A 24,037-nucleotide genomic window follows, 5' to 3' on the forward strand; every position below is an offset into this window, starting at 1 on the left:
TTAAACAAGTGCCGGCAGCTTAAAGTCGCGGGAACATACAAACGTTTCTTGAGCAATGGCCGGTTCCAGCTCTTCATCTGCTGTATGGTCATTTAACTGTTCGTTTGAATAATTAATGCGGCCGAGGCCGATTTCTTTTCCCTCTTCATCCAGAATGCGGACAACTGCGCCATTTTTAAATCGCCCTTTTACTTCCTGAATATCAGAGAGATAAAGGTTTTCCTGATGATCCACAATCGCCTCTATCCCATGAGAGCTGATGGTCACCTTGCCTTCAGGGCCTGAGTGAAATGCAATCCACTGTTTCTGGTTATCCAGATTGAATGCATCCGGTTCCGGCTTGAAGTAGGTTCCTTTCGCCCTGCCTTCCACAGCTTCCATTAAGATATTTTCCGTACCTGCTTTTCCTAAAAAAGAATCAATTCCCGCAGCCATGGCAATTTTCACTGCCTGGATTTTTGACTTCATGCCGCCTGTTCCTACAGCACTTCCAGATCCTCCTGCAGCAGCTTCAATTTCAGGTGTAATGCTGTGAACCCTCTCCAGAAGACTTGCACCAGGATTGTCATTGGGGTTGCAGTCATAGAGGCCGTCAACGTCTGATAAAATAATCAATAAATCAGCATCGATCAGACCTGCCACTTTTGCCGCCAGGGTATCATTGTCCCCGAATCGCAAACGGTCGACTGTAACCGTGTCATTTTCATTTATAATCGGGATGATTCCGCGCTCCAGCAGCACATTCATGGTGTTATGCATGTTGCCATAACGCTTTTCATCGGAGAAATCGCTTCTGGTAATTAAGATTTGTGAAGCGACATACCCGTGAGATAAAAAGAGTTCTGAGTAAGATTCCATTAATAAGCCCTGGCCAATTGAAGCAGCAGCCTGTTTTTCCGGAAGGGAAGAAGGACGGTTAAGGCAGCCGAGCTTCCGGTAGCCTGCAGCTACAGCACCTGATGACACGACAGCTGTTTCATAGCCAGCATCCTTCAGCTCGACAATTTGCTCTGCAAATTTTTCAAGCTTTCTGCGGCTGATCTCCCCATGCATGCTTGTTAGTGAGCTGCTTCCGATCTTAATAACAACTCTTTTTATCTGCTTTTCTTTACTCAACATCCAATACCTCCTGTGAACTTATAAATCCCATTTCCCTTAGGAAGTGACAAGGGCGCCTTCCAATTCTTCGCTGATCTCCTTTGAACGTTTGGCGGCATGCTCCACTGCCTGTGTGATAGCTTCTCCTCCATTGTATCTCCTTAAAGCTTCGAGCCCTGAAGCAGTTGTGCCATTTGGCGAGGTCACTTTCTCTCTAAGAGAAGTTGGAGCTTCATCCTTTTCAAGCACCATCTTAGCTGCTCCAAAAATCGTCTGGGCGACAATTTTTCGTACAGTCTCTTCATCCATGCCTTTTTGCACCCCTACCCGCTCCATATTTTCCATCAGATAATAGAAGTAAGCAGGACCGCTTCCGGCTAATCCCGTAAAAACATCCATCTGGTCTTCATCAATGATATACACTTCCCCCATGCATTCCAGCAATTCCTTAACCAATTCTACATTGGCCATGCTGGTATTCTTGCCTGCCACGACAGCCGTCGCAGATTCCTGAATCATGCTCGAAGTATTTGGCATCACACGCACAACCTGCTGTCCCGGATTTAAATGGTCTTCCATGAACTCAGTTGTAATGCCTGCCAAAACAGAAAGAATTACCTGGCCGGGATTTAATTTATCTTTAATCGAACGCAGAGCTTCCTCTGCACCTTTTGGTTTCATGGCTAAAATGAATAAATCAATCTCCTCAAATGGAAGCTCGCTTTGGGGCATCGCACTCACACCGTACTTATCATGAATCTCTTCCAGTCTGTCTGCATTGCTCCTATTCGTTACAAATACTCGATCGGGTGATATTTCCCCAGCTGTCATCACTCCCGAGATCATTGATTCAGCCATTGACCCTGCTCCTAAAAAAGCAATTGTTTTATTGGCTAACATGGACATCCTCCTTTAAATGAACAAACTGTTCGTATAACCGTTCGTATTTTATCAACGTTATCTATCGTAACATGCTTAAATACATATTCAAGGGTATTAGGGAAAGACGGGAGGATATGGGCGAGATAGTGAATGAAAACGCTAACATATGCTGCCTAAGATTCGCTGAGGCTCCCTCAGCGTGAATAATCCCCTCTCAGGCCCATATTTGCAAAAATATATTTTCCCATGTCTTAAAAGTGCACAAACACAAAGCCTGGCCAACTGGCTGAGCTGTGCCGAATAAAAAAGCTGCAAATAAATAAAATAAGAAATAAAAAAACTCCCAGCCAAAATGGCTGAGAGCTTTGATAAGCAAATATTAACGCTTTGAGAACTGAGGAGCACGACGAGCACCTTTAAGACCGTATTTCTTACGCTCTTTCATACGTGCGTCACGAGTTAATAGTCCTGCGCGCTTTAATGTTGGACGGAATTCTGGATCTGCTTGAAGCAATGCACGAGCGATGCCGTGGCGGATTGCGCCAGCTTGACCAGTGTATCCACCGCCGTTTACATTTACAAGAATGTCGTAGCTGTTAACAGTTTCAGTAGCTACAAGCGGCTGTTTTACAACTTCACGTAAAGCTGCAAAAGGAATGTAATCTGTGATTTCACGACCATTGATGATGATTTTACCGTCGCCTGGAACTAAACGAACACGTGCAACGGAGCTCTTACGACGACCAGTACCAATATATTGAACCTGTGCCAAGTTAATAACCTCCCTAAAAATTATCCACGAAGTTCGTAAACTTCAGGTTGTTGTGCTTGGTGCTTATGTTCGCTACCAGCATATACGTGTAATTTCTTGAACATTTGACGACCAAGAGAGTTCTTTGGAAGCATGCCTTTGATTGCAAGCTCAAGCATTCTCTCAGGGTAGTTTGTACGCATTTCAAGAGCAGTTCTTGTTTTTAGACCGCCTGGGTGCATGCTGTGACGATAGTAGATCTTGTCAGTAAGCTTTTTCCCAGTAAGTTCGATTTTTGAAGCATTGATAAGAATTACATGATCACCAGTATCAACATGTGGTGTATAAGTTGGTTTATGTTTACCACGTAGAATTGATGCAACTTCACTAGCAAGACGACCAAGAGTTTTGCCTTCAGCATCAATCACGTACCATTTACGTTCGATATTGTTTGAATTCGCCATAAACGTTGTACGCATCAGTTTCCCTCCTAATAATTCCATTCATAATCATTTTTTTGGTTTATCTATTCGACACAATAAGTTCCGGGGCTTATCGTGGTTTTAATAATAATACCATATGCTATAATATAACTTTGACAGTCCAATGTCAAGCGAATGTTACACCTGGTTTAGTTGTTTTAAACTCTTTTTTTATATGAGTTTGGCTTTACAACGCGCCCTCGCGGTTCTTCAATTGTTTTTTCCAAAATTTTAATAAAAAACTTTCCACAAATATAAACCTTGAGGAGGCGCTGTTTTCCCTGCAGCTGATCTGTTTTTTTCTTTAAGAACAGAAGGCATGGAATCGGGGTCTCTTTCCCCTGAGCCAACTTCAAGTAGTGTGCCGGCCAGGATGCGGACCATATTATATAAGAATCCGGTGCCTCTAAAGCGGAAGATGAGCATATCCTCTTTTTCCTGCACCTCTATCTCCTGTAGTTCCCTGACCTTATCCTCCACTTCCGTCTTAGCGGAGCAGAAGCTTGTAAAATCATGTGTCCCTATTAAATCCGCAGCCGCTTGTTTGATTGCATCCGTATTTAAGGGATAGGGGTAATGATAGGCATAATGTCGTTTAAAAGGGTCTCTCCTGGATGAGCGATGCACGAAGTACCGATATTCCTTCCCTTTCGCATCAAAACGGACATGAAAGTCATCAGGCACTGTCTCAGCCCCCACTATGGCCACCTCATCCGGCAGCAGGGAATTAAGGGCGATTTCCCATTTTCCAATAGGAATATTCAAAGGGGAATCGAAATGGATCACCTGGCCCCTTGCATGGACACCCGCATCGGTTCTGCCTGAGGCTGTGACCTTGATGTCTTCTCCTTTATGAAGCTTCTTTAAGGCCCTCTCCAGCTCTCCTTGAACAGTCCGCTTGCCAGGCTGCACCTGATAGCCTGCAAAATGGGTGCCGTCATACGTTATATTACATTTAAATCTTTGCATAGGGTCACCTCATTACGTCCTCAGCAGGATTAACACCAGAGTCAGGGCTGCAAGCATTGCCAGCATTGCCGTATCCTTCAGACCCCAGTTAAGCTGCCTGTATTTCGTTCTGCCTTCCCCGCCTCTATAGCCGCGTGACTCCATCGCTACAGCAAGCTCCTCAGCCCGTTTGAACGAACTGACAAACAAAGGGATTAAGAGAGGAATAATGGCTTTGATACGTTCTTTAATCGGGCCGCTTGAAAAATCGACTCCCCTGGCTGTCTGAGCTTTCATGATTTTATCCGTTTCCTGCATAAGTGTCGGGATAAAGCGAAGAGAAATCGACATCATTAATGCCAGTTCATGCACCGGAAACTTGATTTTATTCAATGGAGCCAGCAGGCTTTCCAGACCATCCGTTATTTCAATCGGAGTCGTTGTCAAAGTCAGAATGGAAGTCATCAGAATGAGCAGGAAGAAGCGCAATGATATGAAAATCCCCTGTCTCAAACCTTCTTCATAGATTGTAATCCATCCAAAACGGAAGAGGACTTCACCCTCTTTTGTCAAAAACAAGTGGAGGAATAATGTAAAAATAACAAGCAGAAGGACCGGCTTTAACCCTGTATAGATAAACCGGATCGGAACCTTCGATAAAGCAATCATCAAAAAGGTGTAAACCGTAAGTAAGCCGTATGTCAGCATATTATTTGCCAGGAAGACAATGCACACGAATAAGAAAATAAGGACTAGCTTAGAACGGGGATCCATCCTGTGCAGGACAGACTCTGCCGGAACATAGCGCCCAAAGATCATTTTATCCATCATTTTGGCGTCCCCCTTTTCATCGCAGCAGCAATCTCATCCGTCAGCTCATCCATGGTCAGACATGTCTTAGATAAACGGATGTTAAGTGATTCTTCCATTTTCAGCTGAAAACGGACAACCTCCGGAACATCGAGGCCAAGCTTAAGCAAGCCTTCCGGAGAAGAAAAGATTTCTTTAGGCGTTCCCTTTCTGTACACTTCACCGTTGTGCATGATGACAATCTGATCAGCATAGCGGGAGGCGTCCTCCATGCTATGTGTCACGAGCACTGTCGATAGCCCTCTTGTACCATGCAGGCTGTAGAACATATCCATGATTTCTTTTCTTCCCCGCGGGTCAAGCCCTGCAGTAGGCTCATCCAGGACAATGACATCAGGCTCCATTGCCAGTACTCCCGCTATCGCCACCCGTCTCATTTGGCCGCCTGACAGGTCAAATGGGGACTTGTGTAAAATTTCCTCCGGCAGGCCAACCTGGCTTATGGCTGCTCTTGCTCTTTTTTTGGCTTCCTCTTCTGACACTCCGAAGTTCATCGGACCAAAGCATATATCTTTCTCGACCGTTTCCTCAAACAGCTGATGCTCAGGAAATTGAAACACGATGCCGACCCTTTGGCGGATTTCCTTCAGGTTTTTTTGTTTCTTATGCGAGGTGATCAGACGCTCTCCAATCACTACCTGGCCTTCTGTCGGTTTAAGCAGGGCATTTAAATGCTGGAGGACAGTCGATTTGCCTGATCCCGTATGACCGATAATTGCCAGAAACGTGCCTGATGGAATATCAATGGAAACATCCTTTATCGCGAGGCGTTCAAATGGCGTATTGACCTGATACCGGTATTCTACATTTTGGAGTGAGATGTCCATAATTCTTCCACCAACTCTTCTTCAGATAAATAATGCCTTGATAACGGCAAGCCTTTTTCTCTTAATATCTTGCTTAGCTTCACAGGAAAAGGAATATCCAGGCCCAGCTTTACAAGCTCTTCATCCATTTGAAAGATTTCCTCAGGTGTGCCTTCCCGATATAACTGTCCTCTGTTCATAACCACGATGCGATCAGCCTTTGCAGCTTCCTCCAAATCATGTGTGATGGAGATGACTGTCATATGATAGTCCTGCTTCAGCTCTCTGACGGTTTCAAGCACCTCTTCACGCCCTCGTGGATCAAGCATGGAGGTTGACTCGTCCAGAATTATAATGTCCGGCCTTAGGGCGATGACGCCGGCAATGGCCACCCTTTGTTTCTGGCCGCCAGAAAGATGGTGCGGCTCTTGATTAAGAAATTGTTCCATTTTGACTTTCTCCAGTGATTGCGCAACACGCTGAACCATGTCATTTCTTTCAATTCCATGGTTTTCTAAACCAAAAGCCACATCATCCTGTACGGTCGTTCCGACAAACTGGTTATCCGGATTCTGAAAAACCATGCCGATCTTCTTTCTGGTTTCCCAGACTGTCTCTTCGGTCAATGGAATTCCTCCTACTGTAATACTGCCTTCCAGAGGAAAGTGCAGGCCATTCAGAAGTTTGGCTAGTGTTGATTTCCCGGAACCATTATGGCCAACAATAGCAAGCCATTCCCCTTTCCATATATTGAAAGAGACATTGTGCAGCGCATATCCAGCCTCTGCATCGTATTTAAACGAAACATTTTTCAATTCTACCAGCGGCTCGTTCATGTGAAGTCCTCCTCTCAGCTCTGCTTCTCTATTTCAGCTCTGCTCTAATATTTTTATCCTAATGAAAAAACCCGCCATTTTTGGCGAGCTTTAAATAGTTCGATAATAGGTTATGTTACCGGATAGCAAGCGTTGAATGATACCATTCTCCCACACTTGTAATACACAAGAAAATCTGGATTTCTGCTATCTAAGCTTATTGGATGCCTATTATGCCTCCCTATTAAAAGCTCATACTGACGCAGTATGGTGGTTGGTTCTTGCTATAGTATGACTGTTCAGAGACCTCGATTTCCTTATGGTTTATGAACATACTAAATTTAAAAAAGCCTGCACCTCTTTCCGTCAGGCAGTAAACTGCCGGGCGCAAATCTTCTTTCCGGAAGAGGTGCATGAGCTAGACAAGACAGTGTACCAGGTAATGGGGAATCTATTGGTCATCCATCCCTGTATAATAGCTGTACATGCTCATCGTAACGCTCGTTTTTGGCCTGAAATAGGCGTTCCTAACATATTAAGGAAACAGCCGCTTTTATAGAAAAAGGGCAAAGAACAAGTTCAATGAAACCGTCCCGCGCCCTTTCCTTAAAAAATTATACTAACTCGATGATTACCATTGGCGCACCGTCTCCACGACGAGGTCCAAGTTTCATAATACGAGTGTATCCGCCTTGGCGCTCTTCATAACGAGTTGCGATGTCGCTGAATAATTTTTGAACTGCATCCTGGTCAGTTTCAGCGTTAGCTACCTCATTGCGAACAAAAGCAGCTGCTTGACGGCGTGCATGCAAGTCGCCGCGCTTTCCAAGAGTGATCATTTTCTCAACAACTGAACGAAGTTCTTTTGCACGAGCTTCAGTTGTTTCGATGCGCTCATTGATGATTAGATCTGTTGCTAAGTCACGCAGCATAGCTTTACGTTGTGAGCTAGTGCGTCCTAACTTTCTGTATCCCATGAAAGTTTCCCTCCTTTGTTGAAGTCATTCAATCTGCTGAAAGCAAACATATAAAGATGATGAATCAATTTACATCAATCAATCGTCTTTGCGTAAGCCCAGTCCAAGATCTTCTAATTTATGTTTTACTTCCTCAAGTGACTTTCTGCCCAGATTACGGACCTTCATCATATCCTCTTCAGTCTTATTGGCTAATTCCTGAACAGTATTGATGCCAGCACGCTTTAAGCAGTTGTAAGAACGTACAGATAAATCAAGTTCTTCAATTGTCATCTCAAGTACTTTCTCTTTTTGGTCTTCTTCTTTTTCAACCATGATTTCGGCATTTTGAGCTTCATCAGTTAAACCGACAAAGATATTCAAATGCTCAGTTAAGATCTTCGCTCCAAGTGCAACCGCATCTTGAGGACCTGTACTTCCGTCAGTCCAAACATCGAATGTTAACTTATCATAGTTAGTCATTTGACCCACACGTGTATTCTCTACCTGATAAGAAATGCGAGATACTGGAGTGTAGATGGAATCGATCGGAATCACACCGATTGGCTGATCTTCTCTCTTGTTTTGGTCAGCTGGTGTATACCCTCGTCCGCGTCTTGCAGTTAAACGCATGCGCAGGTGGGCATTTGAACCTAGAGTAGCAATATGAAGATCCGGATTAAGGATTTCAACATCGCTGTCATGAGTTACGTCAGCTGCCTTCACTACACCTTCACCCTGAACATCGATTTCCAATGTTTTTTCTTCATCAGAGTAGATTTTAAGTGCTAGTTTTTTAATGTTTAAAATGATAGATGTTACATCTTCTACGACGCCTTCAATTGTTGAGAACTCATGAAGTACCCCATCAATTTGGATCGATGTGACAGCGGCACCTGGGAGTGAGGATAAAAGGATACGACGTAAGGAGTTACCCAAAGTTGTACCATATCCACGCTCAAGTGGCTCGACGACGAACTTGCCGTACTTGGCATCATCGCTGATCTCAACCGTTTCGATTTTTGGTTTTTCTATTTCGATCATCAAAATATACCCTCCTTCAAAACGTCGAAACCCCGGCTAGCAATCTCTAACCGAAATTCCCCCATGTATACGTTCCCGTTTTGTGCACAACAACTGGAATAATTGTTCTGTATAACTAAAAAATTAGTATCATATCCCATTATAGACAAGGATACAAAATCTATACAGAAAAATTATACACGGCGGCGTTTTGGTGGACGACATCCGTTATGAGGAACTGGAGTTACGTCTCTGATAGCAGTAACTTCTAGACCAGCAGCTTGAAGAGCACGGATAGCAGCTTCACGTCCTGCACCAGGTCCTTTAACAGTTACTTCAAGAGATTTCATACCGTGTTCCTGAGAAGTTTTAGCTGCAGTTTCAGCTGCCATTTGCGCTGCGAATGGAGTAGATTTACGAGAACCTTTGAATCCAAGAGCTCCAGCACTTGACCAGGAAACAGCATTTCCATGAACATCAGTGATAGTTACGATTGTGTTATTGAAAGTAGAACGGATATGTGCAATACCTTGTTCAATATTCTTTTTCACACGACGCTTACGTGTATTAGTTTTACGAGCCATTTAAAGTACCTCCTTTACCGATTATTTCTTCTTGTTCGCAACAGTCTTACGAGGACCTTTGCGAGTACGAGCGTTGTTTTTTGTGTTTTGTCCGCGAACCGGTAAACCACGGCGATGACGTAGACCGCGATAGCTTCCGATCTCCATTAGACGTTTGATGTTAAGTGATACTTCACGGCGAAGGTCACCTTCAACTTTCAATTTGTCAATGATGTCACGGATTTTGTTAAGTTCATCTTCTGTAAGATCACGAACACGAGTGTCTTCAGAAACACCAGCTTCAGCCAAAACTTTTTGAGCTGTAGATTTACCAATACCAAAGATATAAGTTAATGAGATTACTACACGTTTTTCACGTGGAACATCTACACCAGCAATACGTGCCATTGTATAAGCGCACCTCCTTCAATTTAACCTTGTTTTTGTTTATGTTTAGGGTTTTCACAGATAACCATTACTTTTCCACGTCTGCGGATAACTTTACACTTTTCGCAGATTGGTTTAACTGATGGTCTTACTTTCATTATCCTAACCTCCTTAATAGTACGGAGTGCAATGATTATTTAAAACGATATGTGATTCTACCGCGTGTTAAATCATATGGAGATAGCTCAACTGTTACTTTATCTCCAGGTAAAATGCGGATGAAGTGCATACGGATCTTACCGGATACATGAGCTAGCACTGTATGACCATTTTCTAATTCTACCTTAAACATTGCATTTGGCAAAGTATCAACAACTGTGCCTTCTATTTCAATTACATCGTCTTTCGCCATTGAACGATACTCCCTTCTTCATATCATATACGAATTCATTTACATACTTTGCAAGCGCAAAGCGCAACTTTCCGTTTGTTACACGGCCGGTCTCCTCGAGACTGGTCTGAACTTCTGGAGAGATATAATTAAGCAATTGCAGATGCTGAATGTTCTTTTTCTTCGGGCAATCGAATTTCTTCCTGCCGCCGTCAGCAAGCATAACAAACCTTTCATCCATCAACCTTATAATTATAGCATATTGACCAGCATCGCGCCCGCTTTTGATCAAAACAATTTGACCAGGCTGCGGATTCGTATCAGAACCAACCAATGGAATCACCTGCACCTTAGGCTTTTGTTAATATTTCATAACCGGTTTCAGTGATCGCTATTGTGTGCTCAAAATGTGCACACCTTTTACCGTCAACCGTTACAACTGTCCAGTTATCGGTTAAGGTTTTAACATAACGACTTCCTGCATTCACCATAGGTTCAATAGCAAGTACCATACCCGGCTTTAAGCGCGGCCCTCTGTTAGGCGGTCCATAATGAGGAATTTGGGGATCCTCATGTAAGTCTTGCCCTACACCATGGCCGACATACTCGCGTACAATGGAAAAGCCATTAGATTCCGCATACGTTTGGATAGCATGGGAGATGTTCGACAAGCGCTCACCCGGTTTTGCTTCTTCAAGGCCCTTATATAACGATTCCTCTGTCACATCCATCAGACGCTCGGATTCCTCATCAATTTGGCCAATAGCATAAGTCCAGGCTGAGTCACCATGATAACCGTTATATTTAGCACCGATATCAATGCTGATTATATCACCGTTATTTAAAACTCGATCACCAGGGATCCCATGAACAAGTTCATCGTTAACTGAAGCACAAATGCTGCCGCGGAAACCATTATACCCTTTAAAAGACGGGATTGCATCGTGTTTACGGATAAACTGGTCAGCAATATCATCTAATTCGCGGGTTGTGATTCCGGGTACAATATGTTTCTTCAGTTCCTGGTGTGTAAGTGCTACGATCCTGCCGGCCTCACGCATTATATCAAGTTCACGCGGGGTTTTGCAAATGATCATTGTAAGCCCCCGAGCAAAGCATCAAGATCAGAAAATACTTTATTAATATCTTGCTGACCATCAATATTGCGCAGATAACCTTTCGTTTCGTAGAAATCAAGCAACGGTTTTGTTTGTTTAATATTAACGTCAAGTCTATTCTGAACAGTAGCTTCATTATCATCAGCACGCTGATACAGCTCACCGCCGCAGCGATCGCACACTCCGTCCTTCGCTGGCGGATTGAATACTAAGTGATAAGTAGCTCCGCAGTCTTTACAGATGCGGCGTCCGGTAAGACGTTCCATTAGAATGCTCTGATCAACATCAATATTTATGACATAATCAATTTTCTTATTTAAATCAGAAAGGATGTTTTCAAGGGCATCTGCTTGGGCAACCGTTCTTGGGAAGCCATCCAGCAAAAAGCCTTTTTCGCAATCATCCTTGCTTAAACGTTCACGGACAATGCCGATTGTTACTTCATCAGGAACAAGCTCGCCTTTATCCATGAATGATTTTGCTTTAAGGCCTAGGTCCGTTTCGTCTTTAATAGCCGCACGGAACATATCTCCAGTAGAGATATGAGGGATGCCGTATTTTTGGACGATCTTCTCGGCTTGTGTACCTTTTCCGGCACCAGGGAGCCCCATTAAAACTAAATTCACGTCAATTTCCCCCTAGTCTCTAAATGGTATAAGGGAACGAGACGCTCCCTACACCCAAATTATTTAATGAAACCTTTATAATGACGCTTAACCAGCTGTGCTTCAAGCTGCTTCATCGTTTCAAGTGCAACACCGACAACGATTAGCAGACTTGTGCCTCCAATTTGCGCAGATTCAGGTAATCCAGCGATATTAATGAAGAATACCGGCAGGATAGAAATGACCGTCAGGAAGAGCGCACCGACCAATGTTAAACGATATAAGACGCGAGTCAAATATTCCTGCGTGTTATTTCCTGGACGGATGCCCGGGATATAACCGCCCTGCTTCTTCAGGTTTTCCGCAACTTGCTCCGGATTCACCTGAATGAAAGCATAGAAATAAGTAAAAGCAATGATTAATGCACTATAAATGACCATTCCGATTGGAGACGTGTAGTCAAATATTCTTTGAATCCAAAGCGTCACATCATTCTGCTCAAAGAAACCTGCAATGGTTCTTGGCGTTATGATGAAAGAAATCGCAAAGATTACTGGAATTACACCAGCTGCATTAACTTTTAACGGAAGATGAGTTGATTGTCCGCCAGCAGAATTTTTCCCTGCTGTTACGCGCTTAGCATATTGAATAGGAATTTTTCTTAATGCCTGTTGGATAAAGATCGTTCCCACAACAATAGCGATGACTGCAACCAGGATAAGCACGACTGTCACAATGCGAAGGAATAGCTGCTCTCCAGCATTTTCAAACTGCTGAGCATAAATCTGGTTAACCGTTGAAGGAATACCAGCTGCGATACCAGCAAAGATAATGATGGAAATACCATTGCCTACGCCTTTTGATGTAATCTGCTCGCCAAGCCACATTAGAAATGCAGTTCCGGCAGTCAATACTACAGCAATCAATAGATAAGAAGTAATTCCCGGATTTTCAATCAGCATTCCGCCTGCTAGGTTATTAAACCCATAAGACATACCGAGAGCCTGGATAAAACCAAGCACGATAGTAAAGTAACGGGTAAACTGAGCTAACTTACGGCGTCCAACCTCACCCTGCTTAGACCATTCCGTAAACTTAGGAACAACATCCATCTGCAGAAGCTGCACAATGATGGATGCCGTAATGTACGGCATGATGCCCATCGCAAGGATTGAGAAGTTCAGGAGCGCCCCGCCGCCGAATGTATTCAGAACACCGAATACATTAAGTTCATCCTGGGCTTTTAATAGATCTGCATTTACGCCCGGTACAGGGATAAATGTACCGATGCGAAATACGATCAGCATTAAAAGGGTGAAAATAATCTTTCGTCTTATATCACCCACACGCATAAAATTGGAGATTGTCTGAAACATTAAATCACCTCAGTTTGACCGCCGGCAGCTTCGATAGCTTCCTTTGCAGCAGAGGAGAATTTATGAGCTTTAACTGTAAGCTTTTTCTCAACTTTGCCTTTTGCAAGAATCTTGATTCCTGCTTTTTCGTTGCTTACTACACCAGTTTCGATAAGAAGCTCAGGAGTTACTTCTGCTCCATCTTCGAAACGGTTTAAAGCATCAAGGTTCACAACCGCGTATTCTTTACGGTTGATGTTAGTGAAACCGCGCTTAGGCAAGCGTTGGAATAAAGGTGTTTGACCACCCTCGAATCCAGGACGGACACCGCCGCCAGAACGAGCGTTTTGACCTTTATGACCCTTACCAGCAGTTTTACCATTACCGGAACCGATACCACGGCCTTTGCGTTTGCGTTCTTGACGAGAACCTTCTGCAGGCTTTAATTCATGAAGTTTCATGTTGGCACCTCCTTATTTGTAGAAGAATAGAATTATTTTTCTTTTACCACAACAAGGTGAGCAACTTTGTTGATCATTCCGCGGATAGCAGGATTATCTTGATGCTCAACTGTTTGGTGCATTTTGCGTAAGCCAAGAGCCTTAACTGTTTCGCGCTGGTCTTGCGGGCGACCAATCACGCTGCGAGTGAGGGTTACTTCTAGTTTATTCGCCATTTGATATCCCTCCTTATCCTAACAGTTCTTCTACTGATTTACCACGTAATTTCGCTACGTCCTCAGCACGTTTTAATTGAGTTAAACCGTTCAAAGTGGCGCGAACCATGTTGATTGGTGTGTTAGTACCTAAAGATTTAGATAAGATATCACCAACACCAGCTAATTCTAGAACCGCACGAACTGGACCTCCGGCGATTACTCCCGTACCTTCAGAAGCAGGCTTAAGAAGGATTTCTCCAGCACCGAAGTGACCGATTACCTGGTGAGGAATTGTAGTTCCAACCATAGGTACTTCGACTAAGTTTTTCTTAGCATCTTCAATAGCTTTGCGGATTGCTTCAGGAACTTCCTGTGCTTTACCTGTACCAAAGCCAACGTGACCGTTTTTGTCACCTACTACTACAAGAGCAGAGAAACGAAAACGACGTCCACCTTTAACAACCTTTGCTACACGATTAACCGTAACTACGCGCTCTTCAAGTTCAAGTTTGTTTGGATCAATACGACGCATCTTTTTGTGTCCCTCCTTTGTCTATTAAAATTCTAAACCATTTTCACGTGCTGCATCAGCTAATGCTTTAACACGTCCATGATATAGATAGCCACCACGATCGAAAACGACAGCTTTAACGCCTTTTTCGACTGCGCGCTTTGCAACTAATTCTCCGACCTTAACTGCTGCATCAACGTTGCCAGTTGCATCAAGGTTTACTTCTTTATCTTGTGTAGAAGCACTTGCTACAGTAACTCCGTTTACATCATCAATAAGTTGAGCATAAATGTGCTTGTTTGAACGATACACATTTAAACGAGGACGAGCCGCAGTTCCAGAAAGTTTCGCACGCACACGAGCATGTCTTTTCTTACGAACTGCATTTTTATCAGCCTTCGTAATCATTTCGGTCACTCCTTTCGTTTACCTAAGCGGCATTACTTACCAGTTTTACCTTCTTTACGACGAACATATTCGCCTTCATAGCGGATACCTTTACCTTTGTAAGGCTCTGGAGGACGAACATCACGGATGTTGGCAGCCAATGCACCAACACGCTCTTTGCTAGTACCTTTAACAATGATCTTTGTGTTAGATGGCACTTCAACTTCAATACCTTCTTCAGGCTCGATTTCAACAGGATGAGAGTAACCAACGTTTAAAACAAGCTTTTTGCCTTGTTTTTGAGCACGGTAACCGACACCGATAAGCTCTAGTCCTCTTTCGAATCCTTTTGACACACCTTCAACCATGTTAGCTAGAAGTGCGCGAGTTGTTCCGTGCAATGCGCGGTGTTCTTTCGCTTCAGATGGACGGGAAACGTTGATTACGTTCTCCTCCACCTTGATTTCGATATCCTGGTTGAATGAACGGGAAAGTTCACCTTTAGGACCCTTCACAGTAACAGTGTTATTGTCGATAGTAACAGTAACACCAGATGGAATTTCGATTGGTTTTTTACCTATACGAGACATTTAATTGCACCTCCATTCATGAAAAACTCTATTACCAAACGTATGCTAATACTTCTCCGCCGACTTGTTTAGCGCGAGCTTCTTTGTCTGTAAGAACTCCTTGAGAAGTAGAAACTAGTGCGATTCCAAGACCGTTAAGTACGCGAGGTACTTCATCAGCCTTTGCGTATACACGAAGACCAGGCTTACTGATACGCTTAAGACCAGTGATAACGCGTTCGTTGTTTGAACCGTATTTTAAGAAAATGCGGATGATGCCTTGCTTGTTATCCTCTATAAGCTCAACATCACGTACAAAACCTTCACGCTTTAAGATCTCAGCAATTTCCTTCTTGATGTTAGAAGCAGGAACTTCTAATTTTTCGTGACGAACCATGTTCGCATTACGGATGCGAGTTAGCAAGTCTGCAATTGGATCTGTCATGACCATTGTTTTTACCTCCTTCCCATACTTGGGGTTTACCAGCTAGCTTTTTTCACGCCAGGAATTTGTCCTTTATATGCTAATTCACGGAAACAAATACGACAAAGCTTAAATTTACGGTATACAGAATGTGGACGTCCGCAGCGTTCGCAGCGAGTGTACTCCTGTACCTTGTGTTTAGGCGTGCGTTTTTGCTTCGCAATCATTGACTTTTTAGCCACGTTTTCGCCTCCCTCTATTTAGCGATTACTTTTGGAATGGCATTCCAAATTGAGTTAAAAGTTCACGAGCTTCTTCATCAGTGTTAGCTGTAGTTACGATAACGATATCCATACCACGAACTTTGCTTACTTTATCGTAATCAATCTCAGGGAAGATCAACTGTTCTTTGACACCTAGAGTATAGTTACCACGGCCGTCAAATGACTTCTTAGAGATACCGCGGAAGTCACGTACACGTGGAAGAGATACAGATACTAACTTATCAAAGAACTCATACATGCGCTCTCCACGAAGAGTAACTTTCGCACCGATTGGCATACCTTCACGAAGACGGAAGCCAGCGATAGATTTCTTAGCGCGAGTGATAACCGGCTTTTGACCAGTAATCAATGTTAATTCCTCAACAGCTTTATCTAGTGCTTTAGCGTTTTGAACAGCGTCACCAACACCCATGTTGATAACGATTTTTTCAAGCTTAGGTGCTTGCATAACTGATTTATAGTTAAACTTGCTCATTAGAGCAGGAGTAATTTCTTTTGAATGCTTTTCTTTTAGGCGGTTCATCCATTGTACCTCCCTTCTTCTTTAAACTATTTATCTAGAACTTCACCGGATTTTTTTGCAACACGTACTTTTTTGCCATCAACCGTTTTATAGCCTACACGAGTTGGTTCACCAGATTTAGGATCGACAGGCATAACGTTTGATACATGAACAGGTGCCTCTTGGCTGATGATTCCGCCCTGCGGGTTCATCTGAGAAGGCTTAGAGTGTTTCTTTACAATGTTAACTCCTTCAACAAGCACTCGGCTTTGTTTAGGGAACGCTGCAAGAATAACGCCCGTTTTGCCTTTATCCTTACCAGAGATGACCATAACTTTGTCACCTTTTTTCACATGCATCTGTGCGCACCTCCTTAAAGGCAATTTAATTTGTTATTTATAATACTTCTGGAGCTAAAGATACAATTTTCATGAAGTTGTTTTCACGTAGTTCACGGGCAACTGGTCCGAAGATACGAGTTCCGCGTGGTCCTTTGTCATCACGAATAATTACACATGCGTTTTCATCGAAACGAATGTAAGTACCGTCATTACGGCGTACACCGCTCTTAGTACGAACAACTACCGCTTTAACAACATCACCTTTTTTAACAACGCCACCTGGTGTTGCTTGTTTCACTGTACAAACGATAACATCACCGATGTTAGCAGTCTTGCGGCCAGAGCCACCAAGAACTTTAATTGTAAGTACTTCACGAGCACCAGAGTTGTCAGCAACTTTTAAACGTGATTCTTGTTGAATCATGTGTGTAACCTCCCTTCGGGATAAACCTTATTCCGAACAATTAGATAATAACTGCTTTTTCAACTACTTCTACAAGACGGAAGCGTTTAGTCGCAGATAGTGGACGAGTTTCCATAATACGAACGATATCGCCAGTTTTTGCTTGGTTTTGCTCATCATGAGCTTTGAACTTTTTAGAGTACTTAACGCGTTTACCGTAAAGTGGATGCTTTTTGTAAGTTTCGACAAGAACCGTTACTGTCTTATCCATTTTGTCAGAAACGACGCGTCCAGTGTAAACTTTGCGTTGGTTGCGTTCACTCATTGTGCGAACCTCCTCTCAATATCACTTGCTAAAGCCGATTTCTCTTTCACGAATAACAGTTTTCATGCGGGCAATCGCTTTGCGTACTTCACGAATGCGAGCTGTGTTTTCAAGTTGTCCAGTCGCCAATTGAAAGCGAAGGTTGAAAAGCTCTTCTTTTAATGATTTTACTTTTTGTTCAATTTCGGCAGTGGTAAGGTCACGAATTTCATTAGCTTTCATTTGATTCACCACCAATTTCTTCTCGTTTTACAAACTTGCACTTAACTGGAAGTTTGTGTGATGCAAGACGTAATGCTTCACGAGCGATCTCTTCAGATACACCAGCGATTTCGAACATTACTTTACCAGGCTTAACAACTGCAACCCATCCTTCTGGAGCACCTTTACCGGAACCCATGCGGACTTCTAGAGGCTTTGCAGTGTAAGGCTTATGCGGGAAAATTTGAATCCAAACCTTACCGCCACGTTTCATGTAACGAGTCATTGCGATACGTGCAGATTCAATTTGACGGTTAGTGATCCAAGAAGCTTCAAGAGCTTGAAGACCATATTCACCGAAGTTTACTTCAGTTCCGCCTTTTGATTGACCACGCATTTTTCCGCGGTGTACACGACGATATTTAACGCGCTTTGGCAATAACATATTATTTGCCTCCTTCCCCAGTTTTCTTCTTAGTAGGAAGGACCTCTCCACGATAGATCCATACTTTTACGCCCAATTTACCGTAAGTTGTATCAGCTTCAGCTGTAGCATAATCGATATCAGCACGAAGAGTATGAAGTGGAACTGTTCCTTCGCTGTATGATTCTGAACGAGCGATATCAGCACCGCCTAAACGACCAGATACCATTGTTTTGATACCCTTAGCGCCAGCGCGCATTGCACGTTGAATAGTTTGTTTTTGAGCACGACGGAAAGATACGCGGTTTTCTAATTGACGAGCAATGTTTTCCGCAACCAATTTCGCATCAATGTCTGCTCTTTTAATTTCTAGAATGTTGATATGAACACGCTTGCCAGTTAATGAGTTAAGTGACTTGCGAAGTGCTTCAACCTCAGTACCACCTTTACCGATAACCATTCCTGGTTTCGCAGTGTGGATAGTGATGTTCAGGCGATTAGCAGCACGTTCGATTTCTACTTTAGAAACAGAAGCATCGCTTAAACGCTTTGTGATGTACTCACGAACCTTAAGGTCTTCGTGTAAAAGATCAGCATAGTCTTTGCCTGCGTACCATTTTGACTCCCAATCACGGATGACACCGACACGCAAACCGACTGGATTTACTTTTTGACCCACTGATTATCCCTCCTTCTTTTCTGATAAAACGATAGTAATATGACTAGTGCGCTTGTTGATTTGGCTTGCACGGCCCATAGCGCGAGGACGGAAACGTTTTAAAGTTGGTCCTTCGTCTACGAATGCTTGAGCAACTACCAGATTGTTAACGTCCATTTCGTAGTTGTGCTCAGCGTTAGCTAGTGCAGATTTTAAAACTTTCTCTACGATTGGAGAAGCAGCTTTAGGTGTAAGGTTCAAAATCGCTACTGCTTCGCCTACTTGCTTTCCTCGAATTAAATCTACGACTAAACGAGCTTTACGAGGAGCAATACGAACTGTTCTTGCAACAGCTTTAGCTTGCATTAGAATGCCCTCCTCTCATTAACGTCTTGTTTTCTTATCATCATTGCCATGGCCTTTGTACGCACGAGTTGGAGCGAATTCTCCAAGCTTGTGGCCTACCATGTCTTCAGTGATGTATACAGGCACATGTTTACGACCATCATAAACTGCGATTGTGTGTCCGATGAATTGTGGGAAGATCGTAGAACGGCGAGACCAAGTTTTAGTAACTTGCTTGCTTTCTGTTTCGTTAAGCTTTTCGATCTTTGTCATTAAATGTTCATCAACAAAAGGTCCTTTTTTTAAGCTGCGACCCATGATTGAACCTCCCTTCGTGATTGCTCTACGGTTCTTATTTGGAACCGTAGTACAATCCCGTTATTTTTTACGACGACGTACGATAAATTTGTCTGATTTGTTGTTTTTCTTGCGTGTCTTGTAACCAAGTGTTGGTTTGCCCCAAGGAGTCATTGGAGACTTACGTCCGATTGGCGCACGTCCTTCACCACCACCGTGCGGGTGATCGTTAGGGTTCATTACAGATCCACGTACAGTTGGGCGCTTGCCTAACCAGCGTGAACGACCTGCTTTACCAATGTTAATAAGCTCGTGCTGCTCGTTGCCAACCTGACCTACAGTTGCGCGGCACTCAGCAAGAATCATGCGAACTTCACCAGAGTTCAAACGAACTAATACATACTTTCCTTCTTTACCAAGAACTTGTGCAGAAGTACCAGCAGAACGTACTAATTGTCCGCCTTTACCAGGTTTTAATTCGATGTTGTGGATTACAGTACCCACTGGAATATTAGCTAGTGGAAGTGCATTACCCACTTTGATATCCGCTTCAGGACCTGACATTACTTCCATGCCCACTTGTAAATTCTTAGGAGCAAGGATGTAACGCTTTTCTCCATCCACATAGTTAATTAGTGCAATATTTGCAGAGCGGTTTGGATCATACTCGATTGTGGCAACGCGTCCTGGAATGCCATCTTTGTTACGTTTGAAATCGATGATACGATATTGACGTTTATGACCGCCGCCTTGATGACGAACTGTCAACTTACCTTGGTTGTTACGGCCGCCTTTTCTCTTAACAGGAGCAAGTAAAGACTTTTCTGGTTTGTTAGTCGTGATTTCTGCGAAATCAGATACCGTCATGCCGCGACGACCATTAGAGGTAGGTTTATACTTTTTAATCGCCATTTCGTTTCCCTCCTCTTCTAGTTATAGTAGTTTTAAGCTTCAAATAGCTCGATTTCTTGACTTTCAGCTGTTAATTTAACGATCGCTTTACGGCGTTTGTTAGTGTAACCGCCAAATTTGCCCATACGCTTGAACTTACCTTTGTAGTTCATGATGTTAACTTTCTCAACTTTAACGCCAAAGATTTGCTCTACAGCGTCCTTAACTTGAGTTTTGTTAGCTCGTACGTCAACTTCGAACGTATATTTTTTATCAGCCATAATATCAGTAGAACGTTCAGTGATTACGGGGCGCTTAATGATTTCGCGTGCATCCATTATGCAAGCACCTCCTCTACTTTTTCAACCGCTGCTTTCGTCATGATAAGCTTATCATGGTTTAAAACATCTAAAACAGTGATTCCAGAAGCAGACACAACTGTTACACCAGGGATGTTGCGAGCAGATAATGCTACGTTCTCATCTAGGTCAGCAGTTACGATAAGTGCTTTTGAATCAACAGAAAGACCAGTTAATACACCTTTGAAGTCTTTTGTTTTAGGAGTTTCGAAAGCAAGGCCTTCTAATACTAGGATGTTTTCTTCTAACACTTTAGAAGATAACGCAGATTTGATTGCCAGACGGCGAACCTTTTTAGGTAGTTTGTAGCTGTAGCTGCGTGGTACAGGACCAAATACAGTACCGCCTCCGCGCCATTGTGGTGAACGGATAGAACCTTGACGTGCACGGCCTGTGCCTTTTTGGCGCCATGGCTTGCGTCCTCCGCCCGCTACTTCAGAACGAATTTTAGTTTTATGAGTCCCTTGACGTAAAGAAGCTCTTTGCATAACAATAGCTTCGAATAATACGTGCTGGTTAGGCTCGATACCAAAGATCGCATCATTAAGTTCGATATCACCAACTTTAGATCCGCTTTGGTTAAACAATGCTACTTTCGGCATTCTGTTTTCCTCCTTTCCGGTTTAATTATTATGCTTTTACCGCACTTTTGATTTTTACTAATGCTTTTCTAGCACCAGGTACGTTACCTTTGATCAATAGCAAGTTGCGCTCAGCATCAACTTTAACGATTTCAAGGTTTTGTACAGTGATTTGCTCTCCGCCCATACGTCCAGGTAATAGTTTACCTTTAAATACACGGTTTGGAGCTACAGGACCCATTGAACCAGGGCGACGGTGGTAACGAGAACCGTGAGCCATAGGCCCGCGAGATTGTCCGTGGCGCTTGATGGCACCCTGGAAACCTTTACCCTTTGAGATTCCTGTTACATCAACAGTTTCGCCTTCTGCGAATATATCAACTTTGACTTCTTGACCAACTTCATATTGTCCTAAATCAGCTCCGCGGAATTCGCGTACGAAGCGCTTAGGAGCAGTGTTTGCTTTAGCAACATGGCCTTTTTCAGGTTTGTTGGATAGCTTTTCGCGCTTATCTTCAAATCCAAGCTGGATCGCTTCATATCCATCAGTTTCAACTGACTTCATTTGAAGAACAACGTTTGGAGCTGCCTCAACAACTGTTACCGGGATAAGATCACCGTTTTCAGCAAATACTTGAGTCATACCAATCTTTCTTCCTAAGATTCCTTTGGTCATTTCAGTCACACCTCCTAATTTTCTTATGATTATTTATTGATTAAAGTTTGATTTCGATATCTACACCAGACGGTAAGTCTAAACGCATTAGAGAATCAACCGTTTGTGGTGTTGGGTTAACGATGTCGATTAGACGTTTATGCGTACGCATTTCGAACTGCTCACGAGAATCTTTGTACTTGTGAACCGCACGAAGGATTGTGTAAATAGACTTTTCAGTTGGTAATGGAATCGGACCTGAAACAGCCGCACCAGAACGTTTTGCAGTCTCAACAATCTTTTCTGCTGATTGATCAAGAATTCTGTGATCATACGCTTTTAAACGAATACGAATTTTTTGTTTTGCCATTATTTTCCCTCCTTTTCGCCTATTTTAATATAGACATTCTCCGTGAAAATTTCCCACACACTCGCCATGGCAAAGCGGCCGGGTGTGTCAGCAACCTTTCACATCATCGCAGTCAAAGACCAACATTGTCTATTATACAGAAACAATAAATGAAATGCAACATGTATATGTTATTTCTTTATGTTTCGCACACTTTTACTATTATAACTGCAGATTACAAAGTTTTCAATAGGATAGGAAGAAGTCTAAATATTTGCTTTAGGTCCATGGGAACTGTCAAATGATGTAGTTAGAATAGGTGATTATATATAGAAGAAAGTAGTGTATATAATAGGATACTTTTGATGAGCTTTGGTTGTTTAAGCTGCAGAATCTTGATGGTTAGCATTGAAGCGATTTAGTAAATTCGATCTCTATCTCAGCAGGAGTACAAAGTTTCATACTGTCAAAGAAACTATGCTGATATTTTGCCCGACGCAAAAACACAAAAAAAACAGATGGGTTGTCACCCATCTGTTTTTATCTATTGCAATTACTCTTGGATTGTAGCAACTACGCCAGCGCCTACAGTACGTCCACCCTCACGGATAGAGAACTTAGTACCTTCTTCGATAGCGATTGGAGCAATTAGTTCTACAGTCATTTCGATGTTATCTCCAGGCATAACCATTTCTACGCCTTCAGGAAGATTACAGATACCAGTTACATCAGTTGTACGGAAGTAGAACTGAGGACGGTAGTTTGTGAAGAATGGAGTGTGACGACCACCTTCTTCTTTTGAAAGAACGTATACTTCAGCTTTGAACTTAGTGTGTGGAGTGATAGAACCTGGCTTAGCAAGTACTTGTCCACGTTGGATATCTTCACGTGCTACACCACGAAGAAGGGCACCAATGTTGTCTCCAGCTTCAGCATAGTCAAGAAGCTTACGGAACATTTCTACACCAGTTACAGTAGTTGATTTTGGCTCTTCAGCAAGACCGATGATTTCAATAACGTCACCGACTTTAACTTGTCCACGCTCAACACGTCCTGTAGCAACAGTACCACGGCCAGTGATTGAGAATACATCCTCAACAGGCATCATGAATGGCTTGTCAGTGTCACGAGTTGGAGTTGGGATGTACTCATCAACAGCAGCCATAAGCTCTTCGATTTTAGCTTCCCACTCAGCTTCACCTTCAAGAGCTTTAAGAGCAGAACCTTTGATTACTGGGATATCATCACCAGGGAATTCGTACTCAGAAAGAAGGTCACGAACTTCCATTTCTACTAATTCAAGTAGTTCTTCATCGTCAACCATGTCACACTTGTTCATGAATACAACAAGGAAAGGTACACCAACCTGACGAGAAAGAAGGATGTGCTCACGAGTTTGTGGCATTGGGCCGTCAGCAGCAGATACTACTAGGATACCGCCGTCCATTTGAGCAGCACCAGTGATCATGTTTTTAACATAGTCAGCGTGACCTGGGCAGTCAACGTGTGCATAGTGACGGTTTTCAGTTTCGTACTCAACGTGTGCAGTTGAGATTGTGATTCCACGCTCGCGCTCTTCTGGAGCTGCGTCGATTTGATCGTATCCGCGTGCTTCACCGCCGCCTTTTTTAGAAAGAACAGTTGTGATAGCTGCAGTTAAAGTAGTTTTACCATGGTCAACGTGTCCGATTGTACCGATGTTAACATGGGGTTTTGAACGGTCGAATTTAGCTTTTGCCATTTGAAAAATCCTCCTTCAGATTATAAAAGTTAAGTAATTTTTGCTGTGGAGAGGTTTCCCTTCCCACAGCGCTTTTTGCCTA

The 24,037-nt window shown here is 43.1% G+C and carries 40 protein-coding genes; all 40 read right to left on the reverse strand.

What is annotated here, in order from left to right:
• Window positions 1–1,119 carry a glutamate 5-kinase gene (gene proB, locus MKY20_RS03065; protein ID WP_009336616.1) on the reverse strand — a complete coding sequence of 373 codons (1,119 nt, stop codon included), beginning with the start codon at window positions 1,117–1,119 and terminating at the stop codon, window positions 1–3.
• Between the two features lie 36 nt (window positions 1,120–1,155).
• The gene (gene proC, locus MKY20_RS03070) at window positions 1,156–1,998 is read right to left on the reverse strand and encodes a pyrroline-5-carboxylate reductase (RefSeq protein WP_019382788.1); all 843 of its coding nucleotides are present in this window, start codon (window positions 1,996–1,998) and stop codon (window positions 1,156–1,158) included.
• 361 nt (window positions 1,999–2,359) lie between these two features.
• The gene (gene rpsI / locus MKY20_RS03075; RefSeq protein ID WP_009336614.1) at window positions 2,360–2,752 is read right to left on the reverse strand and encodes a 30S ribosomal protein S9; all 393 of its coding nucleotides are present in this window, start codon (window positions 2,750–2,752) and stop codon (window positions 2,360–2,362) included.
• A 20-nt stretch (window positions 2,753–2,772) separates the two neighbouring features.
• On the reverse strand, window positions 2,773–3,210 hold the full coding sequence (gene rplM / locus MKY20_RS03080; RefSeq protein ID WP_009336613.1) for a 50S ribosomal protein L13: 438 nt from the start codon (window positions 3,208–3,210) through the stop codon (window positions 2,773–2,775).
• Window positions 3,211–3,444: 234 nt separating this feature from the next.
• Window positions 3,445–4,182: a tRNA pseudouridine(38-40) synthase TruA gene (gene truA, locus MKY20_RS03085; protein ID WP_019382786.1), complete on the reverse strand. Its 738-nt coding sequence runs from the start codon at window positions 4,180–4,182 to the stop codon at window positions 3,445–3,447.
• Between the two features lie 12 nt (window positions 4,183–4,194).
• Complete coding sequence (locus MKY20_RS03090; protein WP_009336611.1) at window positions 4,195–4,992, reverse strand: energy-coupling factor transporter transmembrane component T family protein; 798 nt, start codon at window positions 4,990–4,992, stop codon at window positions 4,195–4,197.
• Window positions 4,989–5,858, reverse strand: a complete 870-nt coding sequence (locus tag MKY20_RS03095) for an energy-coupling factor ABC transporter ATP-binding protein (RefSeq protein ID WP_071157959.1) — start codon at window positions 5,856–5,858, stop codon at window positions 4,989–4,991. The genes MKY20_RS03090 and MKY20_RS03095 overlap by 4 nt, the downstream gene beginning before the upstream one ends.
• A complete protein-coding gene (locus MKY20_RS03100; RefSeq protein ID WP_071157961.1) occupies window positions 5,834–6,673 on the reverse strand; it encodes an energy-coupling factor ABC transporter ATP-binding protein in 840 nt (279 codons plus the stop codon). The genes MKY20_RS03095 and MKY20_RS03100 overlap by 25 nt, the downstream gene beginning before the upstream one ends.
• Window positions 6,674–7,266: 593 nt before the next feature.
• Window positions 7,267–7,629, reverse strand: coding sequence for a 50S ribosomal protein L17 (gene rplQ / locus MKY20_RS03105; RefSeq protein ID WP_009336608.1), 363 nt, complete (start codon window positions 7,627–7,629; stop codon window positions 7,267–7,269).
• Between the two features lie 78 nt (window positions 7,630–7,707).
• Window positions 7,708–8,652, reverse strand: coding sequence for a DNA-directed RNA polymerase subunit alpha (locus MKY20_RS03110; RefSeq protein ID WP_009336607.1), 945 nt, complete (start codon window positions 8,650–8,652; stop codon window positions 7,708–7,710).
• Between the two features lie 173 nt (window positions 8,653–8,825).
• Window positions 8,826–9,215 carry a 30S ribosomal protein S11 gene (rpsK, locus tag MKY20_RS03115; RefSeq protein WP_009336606.1) on the reverse strand — a complete coding sequence of 130 codons (390 nt, stop codon included), beginning with the start codon at window positions 9,213–9,215 and terminating at the stop codon, window positions 8,826–8,828.
• Between the two features lie 21 nt (window positions 9,216–9,236).
• On the reverse strand, window positions 9,237–9,602 hold the full coding sequence (gene rpsM / locus MKY20_RS03120; RefSeq protein WP_009336605.1) for a 30S ribosomal protein S13: 366 nt from the start codon (window positions 9,600–9,602) through the stop codon (window positions 9,237–9,239).
• Window positions 9,603–9,625: 23 nt separating this feature from the next.
• Complete coding sequence (gene rpmJ, locus MKY20_RS03125) at window positions 9,626–9,739, reverse strand: 50S ribosomal protein L36 (protein WP_000868344.1); 114 nt, start codon at window positions 9,737–9,739, stop codon at window positions 9,626–9,628.
• A 35-nt stretch (window positions 9,740–9,774) separates the two neighbouring features.
• The gene (infA, locus tag MKY20_RS03130; protein WP_009336604.1) at window positions 9,775–9,993 is read right to left on the reverse strand and encodes a translation initiation factor IF-1; all 219 of its coding nucleotides are present in this window, start codon (window positions 9,991–9,993) and stop codon (window positions 9,775–9,777) included.
• The gene (locus MKY20_RS03135) at window positions 9,971–10,306 is read right to left on the reverse strand and encodes a KOW domain-containing RNA-binding protein (RefSeq protein ID WP_009336603.1); all 336 of its coding nucleotides are present in this window, start codon (window positions 10,304–10,306) and stop codon (window positions 9,971–9,973) included. Before MKY20_RS03135 ends, infA begins: the two co-directional genes overlap by 23 nt.
• Before the next feature lie 16 nt (window positions 10,307–10,322).
• Window positions 10,323–11,069 carry a type I methionyl aminopeptidase gene (gene map / locus MKY20_RS03140; RefSeq protein WP_009336602.1) on the reverse strand — a complete coding sequence of 249 codons (747 nt, stop codon included), beginning with the start codon at window positions 11,067–11,069 and terminating at the stop codon, window positions 10,323–10,325.
• Window positions 11,066–11,716 carry an adenylate kinase gene (locus MKY20_RS03145; protein WP_009336601.1) on the reverse strand — a complete coding sequence of 217 codons (651 nt, stop codon included), beginning with the start codon at window positions 11,714–11,716 and terminating at the stop codon, window positions 11,066–11,068. Before MKY20_RS03145 ends, map begins: the two co-directional genes overlap by 4 nt.
• A gap of 59 nt (window positions 11,717–11,775) precedes the next feature.
• Entirely contained in the window at window positions 11,776–13,071 is a 1,296-nt protein-coding gene (gene secY, locus MKY20_RS03150) for a preprotein translocase subunit SecY (protein WP_009336600.1), read from the reverse strand.
• On the reverse strand, window positions 13,071–13,511 hold the full coding sequence (rplO, locus tag MKY20_RS03155) for a 50S ribosomal protein L15 (RefSeq protein WP_009336599.1): 441 nt from the start codon (window positions 13,509–13,511) through the stop codon (window positions 13,071–13,073). The genes secY and rplO overlap by 1 nt, the downstream gene beginning before the upstream one ends.
• Window positions 13,512–13,543: 32 nt before the next feature.
• The gene (rpmD, locus tag MKY20_RS03160) at window positions 13,544–13,726 is read right to left on the reverse strand and encodes a 50S ribosomal protein L30 (RefSeq protein WP_009336598.1); all 183 of its coding nucleotides are present in this window, start codon (window positions 13,724–13,726) and stop codon (window positions 13,544–13,546) included.
• A 13-nt stretch (window positions 13,727–13,739) separates the two neighbouring features.
• Window positions 13,740–14,240: a 30S ribosomal protein S5 gene (rpsE, locus tag MKY20_RS03165; RefSeq protein ID WP_009336597.1), complete on the reverse strand. Its 501-nt coding sequence runs from the start codon at window positions 14,238–14,240 to the stop codon at window positions 13,740–13,742.
• A gap of 24 nt (window positions 14,241–14,264) precedes the next feature.
• Window positions 14,265–14,627 carry a 50S ribosomal protein L18 gene (gene rplR / locus MKY20_RS03170; protein WP_009336596.1) on the reverse strand — a complete coding sequence of 121 codons (363 nt, stop codon included), beginning with the start codon at window positions 14,625–14,627 and terminating at the stop codon, window positions 14,265–14,267.
• Window positions 14,628–14,659: 32 nt separating this feature from the next.
• Complete coding sequence (gene rplF / locus MKY20_RS03175; protein ID WP_009336595.1) at window positions 14,660–15,196, reverse strand: 50S ribosomal protein L6; 537 nt, start codon at window positions 15,194–15,196, stop codon at window positions 14,660–14,662.
• Window positions 15,197–15,227: 31 nt separating this feature from the next.
• Window positions 15,228–15,626 carry a 30S ribosomal protein S8 gene (rpsH, locus tag MKY20_RS03180; protein ID WP_009336594.1) on the reverse strand — a complete coding sequence of 133 codons (399 nt, stop codon included), beginning with the start codon at window positions 15,624–15,626 and terminating at the stop codon, window positions 15,228–15,230.
• 29 nt (window positions 15,627–15,655) lie between these two features.
• Window positions 15,656–15,841: a 30S ribosomal protein S14 gene (gene rpsN / locus MKY20_RS03185; protein WP_009336593.1), complete on the reverse strand. Its 186-nt coding sequence runs from the start codon at window positions 15,839–15,841 to the stop codon at window positions 15,656–15,658.
• Between the two features lie 25 nt (window positions 15,842–15,866).
• Window positions 15,867–16,406 (reverse strand): 50S ribosomal protein L5, encoded by a 540-nt coding sequence (rplE, locus tag MKY20_RS03190; RefSeq protein WP_009336592.1) that lies wholly within the window; start codon window positions 16,404–16,406, stop codon window positions 15,867–15,869.
• 26 nt (window positions 16,407–16,432) lie between these two features.
• Window positions 16,433–16,744, reverse strand: a complete 312-nt coding sequence (gene rplX / locus MKY20_RS03195) for a 50S ribosomal protein L24 (protein ID WP_009336591.1) — start codon at window positions 16,742–16,744, stop codon at window positions 16,433–16,435.
• A gap of 37 nt (window positions 16,745–16,781) precedes the next feature.
• Window positions 16,782–17,150 (reverse strand): 50S ribosomal protein L14, encoded by a 369-nt coding sequence (gene rplN, locus MKY20_RS03200; RefSeq protein ID WP_009336590.1) that lies wholly within the window; start codon window positions 17,148–17,150, stop codon window positions 16,782–16,784.
• Window positions 17,151–17,190: 40 nt separating this feature from the next.
• Complete coding sequence (gene rpsQ / locus MKY20_RS03205; RefSeq protein WP_009336589.1) at window positions 17,191–17,454, reverse strand: 30S ribosomal protein S17; 264 nt, start codon at window positions 17,452–17,454, stop codon at window positions 17,191–17,193.
• A gap of 21 nt (window positions 17,455–17,475) precedes the next feature.
• Entirely contained in the window at window positions 17,476–17,676 is a 201-nt protein-coding gene (gene rpmC, locus MKY20_RS03210) for a 50S ribosomal protein L29 (RefSeq protein ID WP_009336588.1), read from the reverse strand.
• Window positions 17,666–18,100 carry a 50S ribosomal protein L16 gene (gene rplP / locus MKY20_RS03215; protein WP_009336587.1) on the reverse strand — a complete coding sequence of 145 codons (435 nt, stop codon included), beginning with the start codon at window positions 18,098–18,100 and terminating at the stop codon, window positions 17,666–17,668. Before rplP ends, rpmC begins: the two co-directional genes overlap by 11 nt.
• A 1-nt stretch (window position 18,101) precedes the next feature.
• Window positions 18,102–18,758, reverse strand: a complete 657-nt coding sequence (rpsC, locus tag MKY20_RS03220) for a 30S ribosomal protein S3 (RefSeq protein WP_009336585.1) — start codon at window positions 18,756–18,758, stop codon at window positions 18,102–18,104.
• A 3-nt stretch (window positions 18,759–18,761) separates the two neighbouring features.
• Window positions 18,762–19,103, reverse strand: coding sequence for a 50S ribosomal protein L22 (gene rplV / locus MKY20_RS03225; protein ID WP_009336582.1), 342 nt, complete (start codon window positions 19,101–19,103; stop codon window positions 18,762–18,764).
• 18 nt (window positions 19,104–19,121) lie between these two features.
• Window positions 19,122–19,400 carry a 30S ribosomal protein S19 gene (gene rpsS / locus MKY20_RS03230; protein WP_009336580.1) on the reverse strand — a complete coding sequence of 93 codons (279 nt, stop codon included), beginning with the start codon at window positions 19,398–19,400 and terminating at the stop codon, window positions 19,122–19,124.
• A gap of 60 nt (window positions 19,401–19,460) precedes the next feature.
• Window positions 19,461–20,291 carry a 50S ribosomal protein L2 gene (gene rplB, locus MKY20_RS03235; RefSeq protein ID WP_009336578.1) on the reverse strand — a complete coding sequence of 277 codons (831 nt, stop codon included), beginning with the start codon at window positions 20,289–20,291 and terminating at the stop codon, window positions 19,461–19,463.
• 32 nt (window positions 20,292–20,323) lie between these two features.
• Entirely contained in the window at window positions 20,324–20,608 is a 285-nt protein-coding gene (rplW, locus tag MKY20_RS03240) for a 50S ribosomal protein L23 (RefSeq protein WP_009336576.1), read from the reverse strand.
• Complete coding sequence (gene rplD / locus MKY20_RS03245) at window positions 20,608–21,231, reverse strand: 50S ribosomal protein L4 (RefSeq protein ID WP_009336574.1); 624 nt, start codon at window positions 21,229–21,231, stop codon at window positions 20,608–20,610. The genes rplW and rplD overlap by 1 nt, the downstream gene beginning before the upstream one ends.
• 28 nt (window positions 21,232–21,259) lie before the next feature.
• Entirely contained in the window at window positions 21,260–21,886 is a 627-nt protein-coding gene (rplC, locus tag MKY20_RS03250) for a 50S ribosomal protein L3 (RefSeq protein ID WP_009336573.1), read from the reverse strand.
• A 40-nt stretch (window positions 21,887–21,926) separates the two neighbouring features.
• Window positions 21,927–22,235, reverse strand: coding sequence for a 30S ribosomal protein S10 (rpsJ, locus tag MKY20_RS03255; protein WP_009336571.1), 309 nt, complete (start codon window positions 22,233–22,235; stop codon window positions 21,927–21,929).
• A gap of 532 nt (window positions 22,236–22,767) precedes the next feature.
• The gene (gene tuf / locus MKY20_RS03260) at window positions 22,768–23,955 is read right to left on the reverse strand and encodes an elongation factor Tu (protein ID WP_009336569.1); all 1,188 of its coding nucleotides are present in this window, start codon (window positions 23,953–23,955) and stop codon (window positions 22,768–22,770) included.
• Between the last annotated feature and the right edge of the window lie 82 nt (window positions 23,956–24,037).

The sequence above is a fragment of the Cytobacillus sp. FSL W8-0315 genome, from assembly GCF_038002905.1.
In the GTDB taxonomy this organism is placed as follows: domain Bacteria; phylum Bacillota; class Bacilli; order Bacillales; family Cytobacillaceae; genus Cytobacillus; species Cytobacillus pseudoceanisediminis.

Bases quoted from the DNA above. Each gene is read 5' to 3' on its own strand.
- proB (WP_009336616.1), bottom strand. From the start codon at position 1,119: ATGTTGAGTAAAGAAAAGCAGATAAAAAGAGTTGTTATTAAGATCGGA.
- proC (WP_019382788.1), bottom strand. From the start codon at position 1,998: ATGTTAGCCAATAAAACAATTGCTTTTTTAGGAGCAGGGTCAATGGCT.
- rplM (WP_009336613.1), bottom strand. From the start codon at position 3,210: ATGCGTACAACGTTTATGGCGAATTCAAACAATATCGAACGTAAATGG.
- truA (WP_019382786.1), bottom strand. From the start codon at position 4,182: ATGCAAAGATTTAAATGTAATATAACGTATGACGGCACCCATTTTGCA.
- MKY20_RS03090 (WP_009336611.1), bottom strand. From the start codon at position 4,992: ATGATGGATAAAATGATCTTTGGGCGCTATGTTCCGGCAGAGTCTGTC.
- MKY20_RS03095 (WP_071157959.1), bottom strand. From the start codon at position 5,858: ATGGACATCTCACTCCAAAATGTAGAATACCGGTATCAGGTCAATACG.
- MKY20_RS03100 (WP_071157961.1), bottom strand. From the start codon at position 6,673: ATGAACGAGCCGCTGGTAGAATTGAAAAATGTTTCGTTTAAATACGAT.
- rplQ (WP_009336608.1), bottom strand. From the start codon at position 7,629: ATGGGATACAGAAAGTTAGGACGCACTAGCTCACAACGTAAAGCTATG.
- MKY20_RS03110 (WP_009336607.1), bottom strand. From the start codon at position 8,652: ATGATCGAAATAGAAAAACCAAAAATCGAAACGGTTGAGATCAGCGAT.
- rpsK (WP_009336606.1), bottom strand. From the start codon at position 9,215: ATGGCTCGTAAAACTAATACACGTAAGCGTCGTGTGAAAAAGAATATT.
- rpsM (WP_009336605.1), bottom strand. From the start codon at position 9,602: ATGGCACGTATTGCTGGTGTAGATGTTCCACGTGAAAAACGTGTAGTA.
- rpmJ (WP_000868344.1), bottom strand. From the start codon at position 9,739: ATGAAAGTAAGACCATCAGTTAAACCAATCTGCGAAAAGTGTAAAGTT.
- infA (WP_009336604.1), bottom strand. From the start codon at position 9,993: ATGGCGAAAGACGATGTAATTGAAATAGAAGGCACAGTTGTTGATACT.
- map (WP_009336602.1), bottom strand. From the start codon at position 11,069: ATGATCATTTGCAAAACCCCGCGTGAACTTGATATAATGCGTGAGGCC.
- secY (WP_009336600.1), bottom strand. From the start codon at position 13,071: ATGTTTCAGACAATCTCCAATTTTATGCGTGTGGGTGATATAAGACGA.
- rplO (WP_009336599.1), bottom strand. From the start codon at position 13,511: ATGAAACTTCATGAATTAAAGCCTGCAGAAGGTTCTCGTCAAGAACGC.
- rpmD (WP_009336598.1), bottom strand. From the start codon at position 13,726: ATGGCGAATAAACTAGAAGTAACCCTCACTCGCAGCGTGATTGGTCGC.
- rpsE (WP_009336597.1), bottom strand. From the start codon at position 14,240: ATGCGTCGTATTGATCCAAACAAACTTGAACTTGAAGAGCGCGTAGTT.
- rplR (WP_009336596.1), bottom strand. From the start codon at position 14,627: ATGATTACGAAGGCTGATAAAAATGCAGTTCGTAAGAAAAGACATGCT.
- rplF (WP_009336595.1), bottom strand. From the start codon at position 15,196: ATGTCTCGTATAGGTAAAAAACCAATCGAAATTCCATCTGGTGTTACT.
- rpsH (WP_009336594.1), bottom strand. From the start codon at position 15,626: ATGGTCATGACAGATCCAATTGCAGACTTGCTAACTCGCATCCGTAAT.
- rplE (WP_009336592.1), bottom strand. From the start codon at position 16,406: ATGAACCGCCTAAAAGAAAAGCATTCAAAAGAAATTACTCCTGCTCTA.
- rplX (WP_009336591.1), bottom strand. From the start codon at position 16,744: ATGCATGTGAAAAAAGGTGACAAAGTTATGGTCATCTCTGGTAAGGAT.
- rplN (WP_009336590.1), bottom strand. From the start codon at position 17,150: ATGATTCAACAAGAATCACGTTTAAAAGTTGCTGACAACTCTGGTGCT.
- rpsQ (WP_009336589.1), bottom strand. From the start codon at position 17,454: ATGAGTGAACGCAACCAACGCAAAGTTTACACTGGACGCGTCGTTTCT.
- rpmC (WP_009336588.1), bottom strand. From the start codon at position 17,676: ATGAAAGCTAATGAAATTCGTGACCTTACCACTGCCGAAATTGAACAA.
- rplP (WP_009336587.1), bottom strand. From the start codon at position 18,100: ATGTTATTGCCAAAGCGCGTTAAATATCGTCGTGTACACCGCGGAAAA.
- rplV (WP_009336582.1), bottom strand. From the start codon at position 19,103: ATGCAAGCTAAAGCTGTTGCAAGAACAGTTCGTATTGCTCCTCGTAAA.
- rpsS (WP_009336580.1), bottom strand. From the start codon at position 19,400: ATGGGTCGCAGCTTAAAAAAAGGACCTTTTGTTGATGAACATTTAATG.
- rplB (WP_009336578.1), bottom strand. From the start codon at position 20,291: ATGGCGATTAAAAAGTATAAACCTACCTCTAATGGTCGTCGCGGCATG.
- rplW (WP_009336576.1), bottom strand. From the start codon at position 20,608: ATGGATGCACGCGAAATCATTAAGCGCCCCGTAATCACTGAACGTTCT.
- rplD (WP_009336574.1), bottom strand. From the start codon at position 21,231: ATGCCGAAAGTAGCATTGTTTAACCAAAGCGGATCTAAAGTTGGTGAT.
- rplC (WP_009336573.1), bottom strand. From the start codon at position 21,886: ATGACCAAAGGAATCTTAGGAAGAAAGATTGGTATGACTCAAGTATTT.
- rpsJ (WP_009336571.1), bottom strand. From the start codon at position 22,235: ATGGCAAAACAAAAAATTCGTATTCGTTTAAAAGCGTATGATCACAGA.
- tuf (WP_009336569.1), bottom strand. From the start codon at position 23,955: ATGGCAAAAGCTAAATTCGACCGTTCAAAACCCCATGTTAACATCGGT.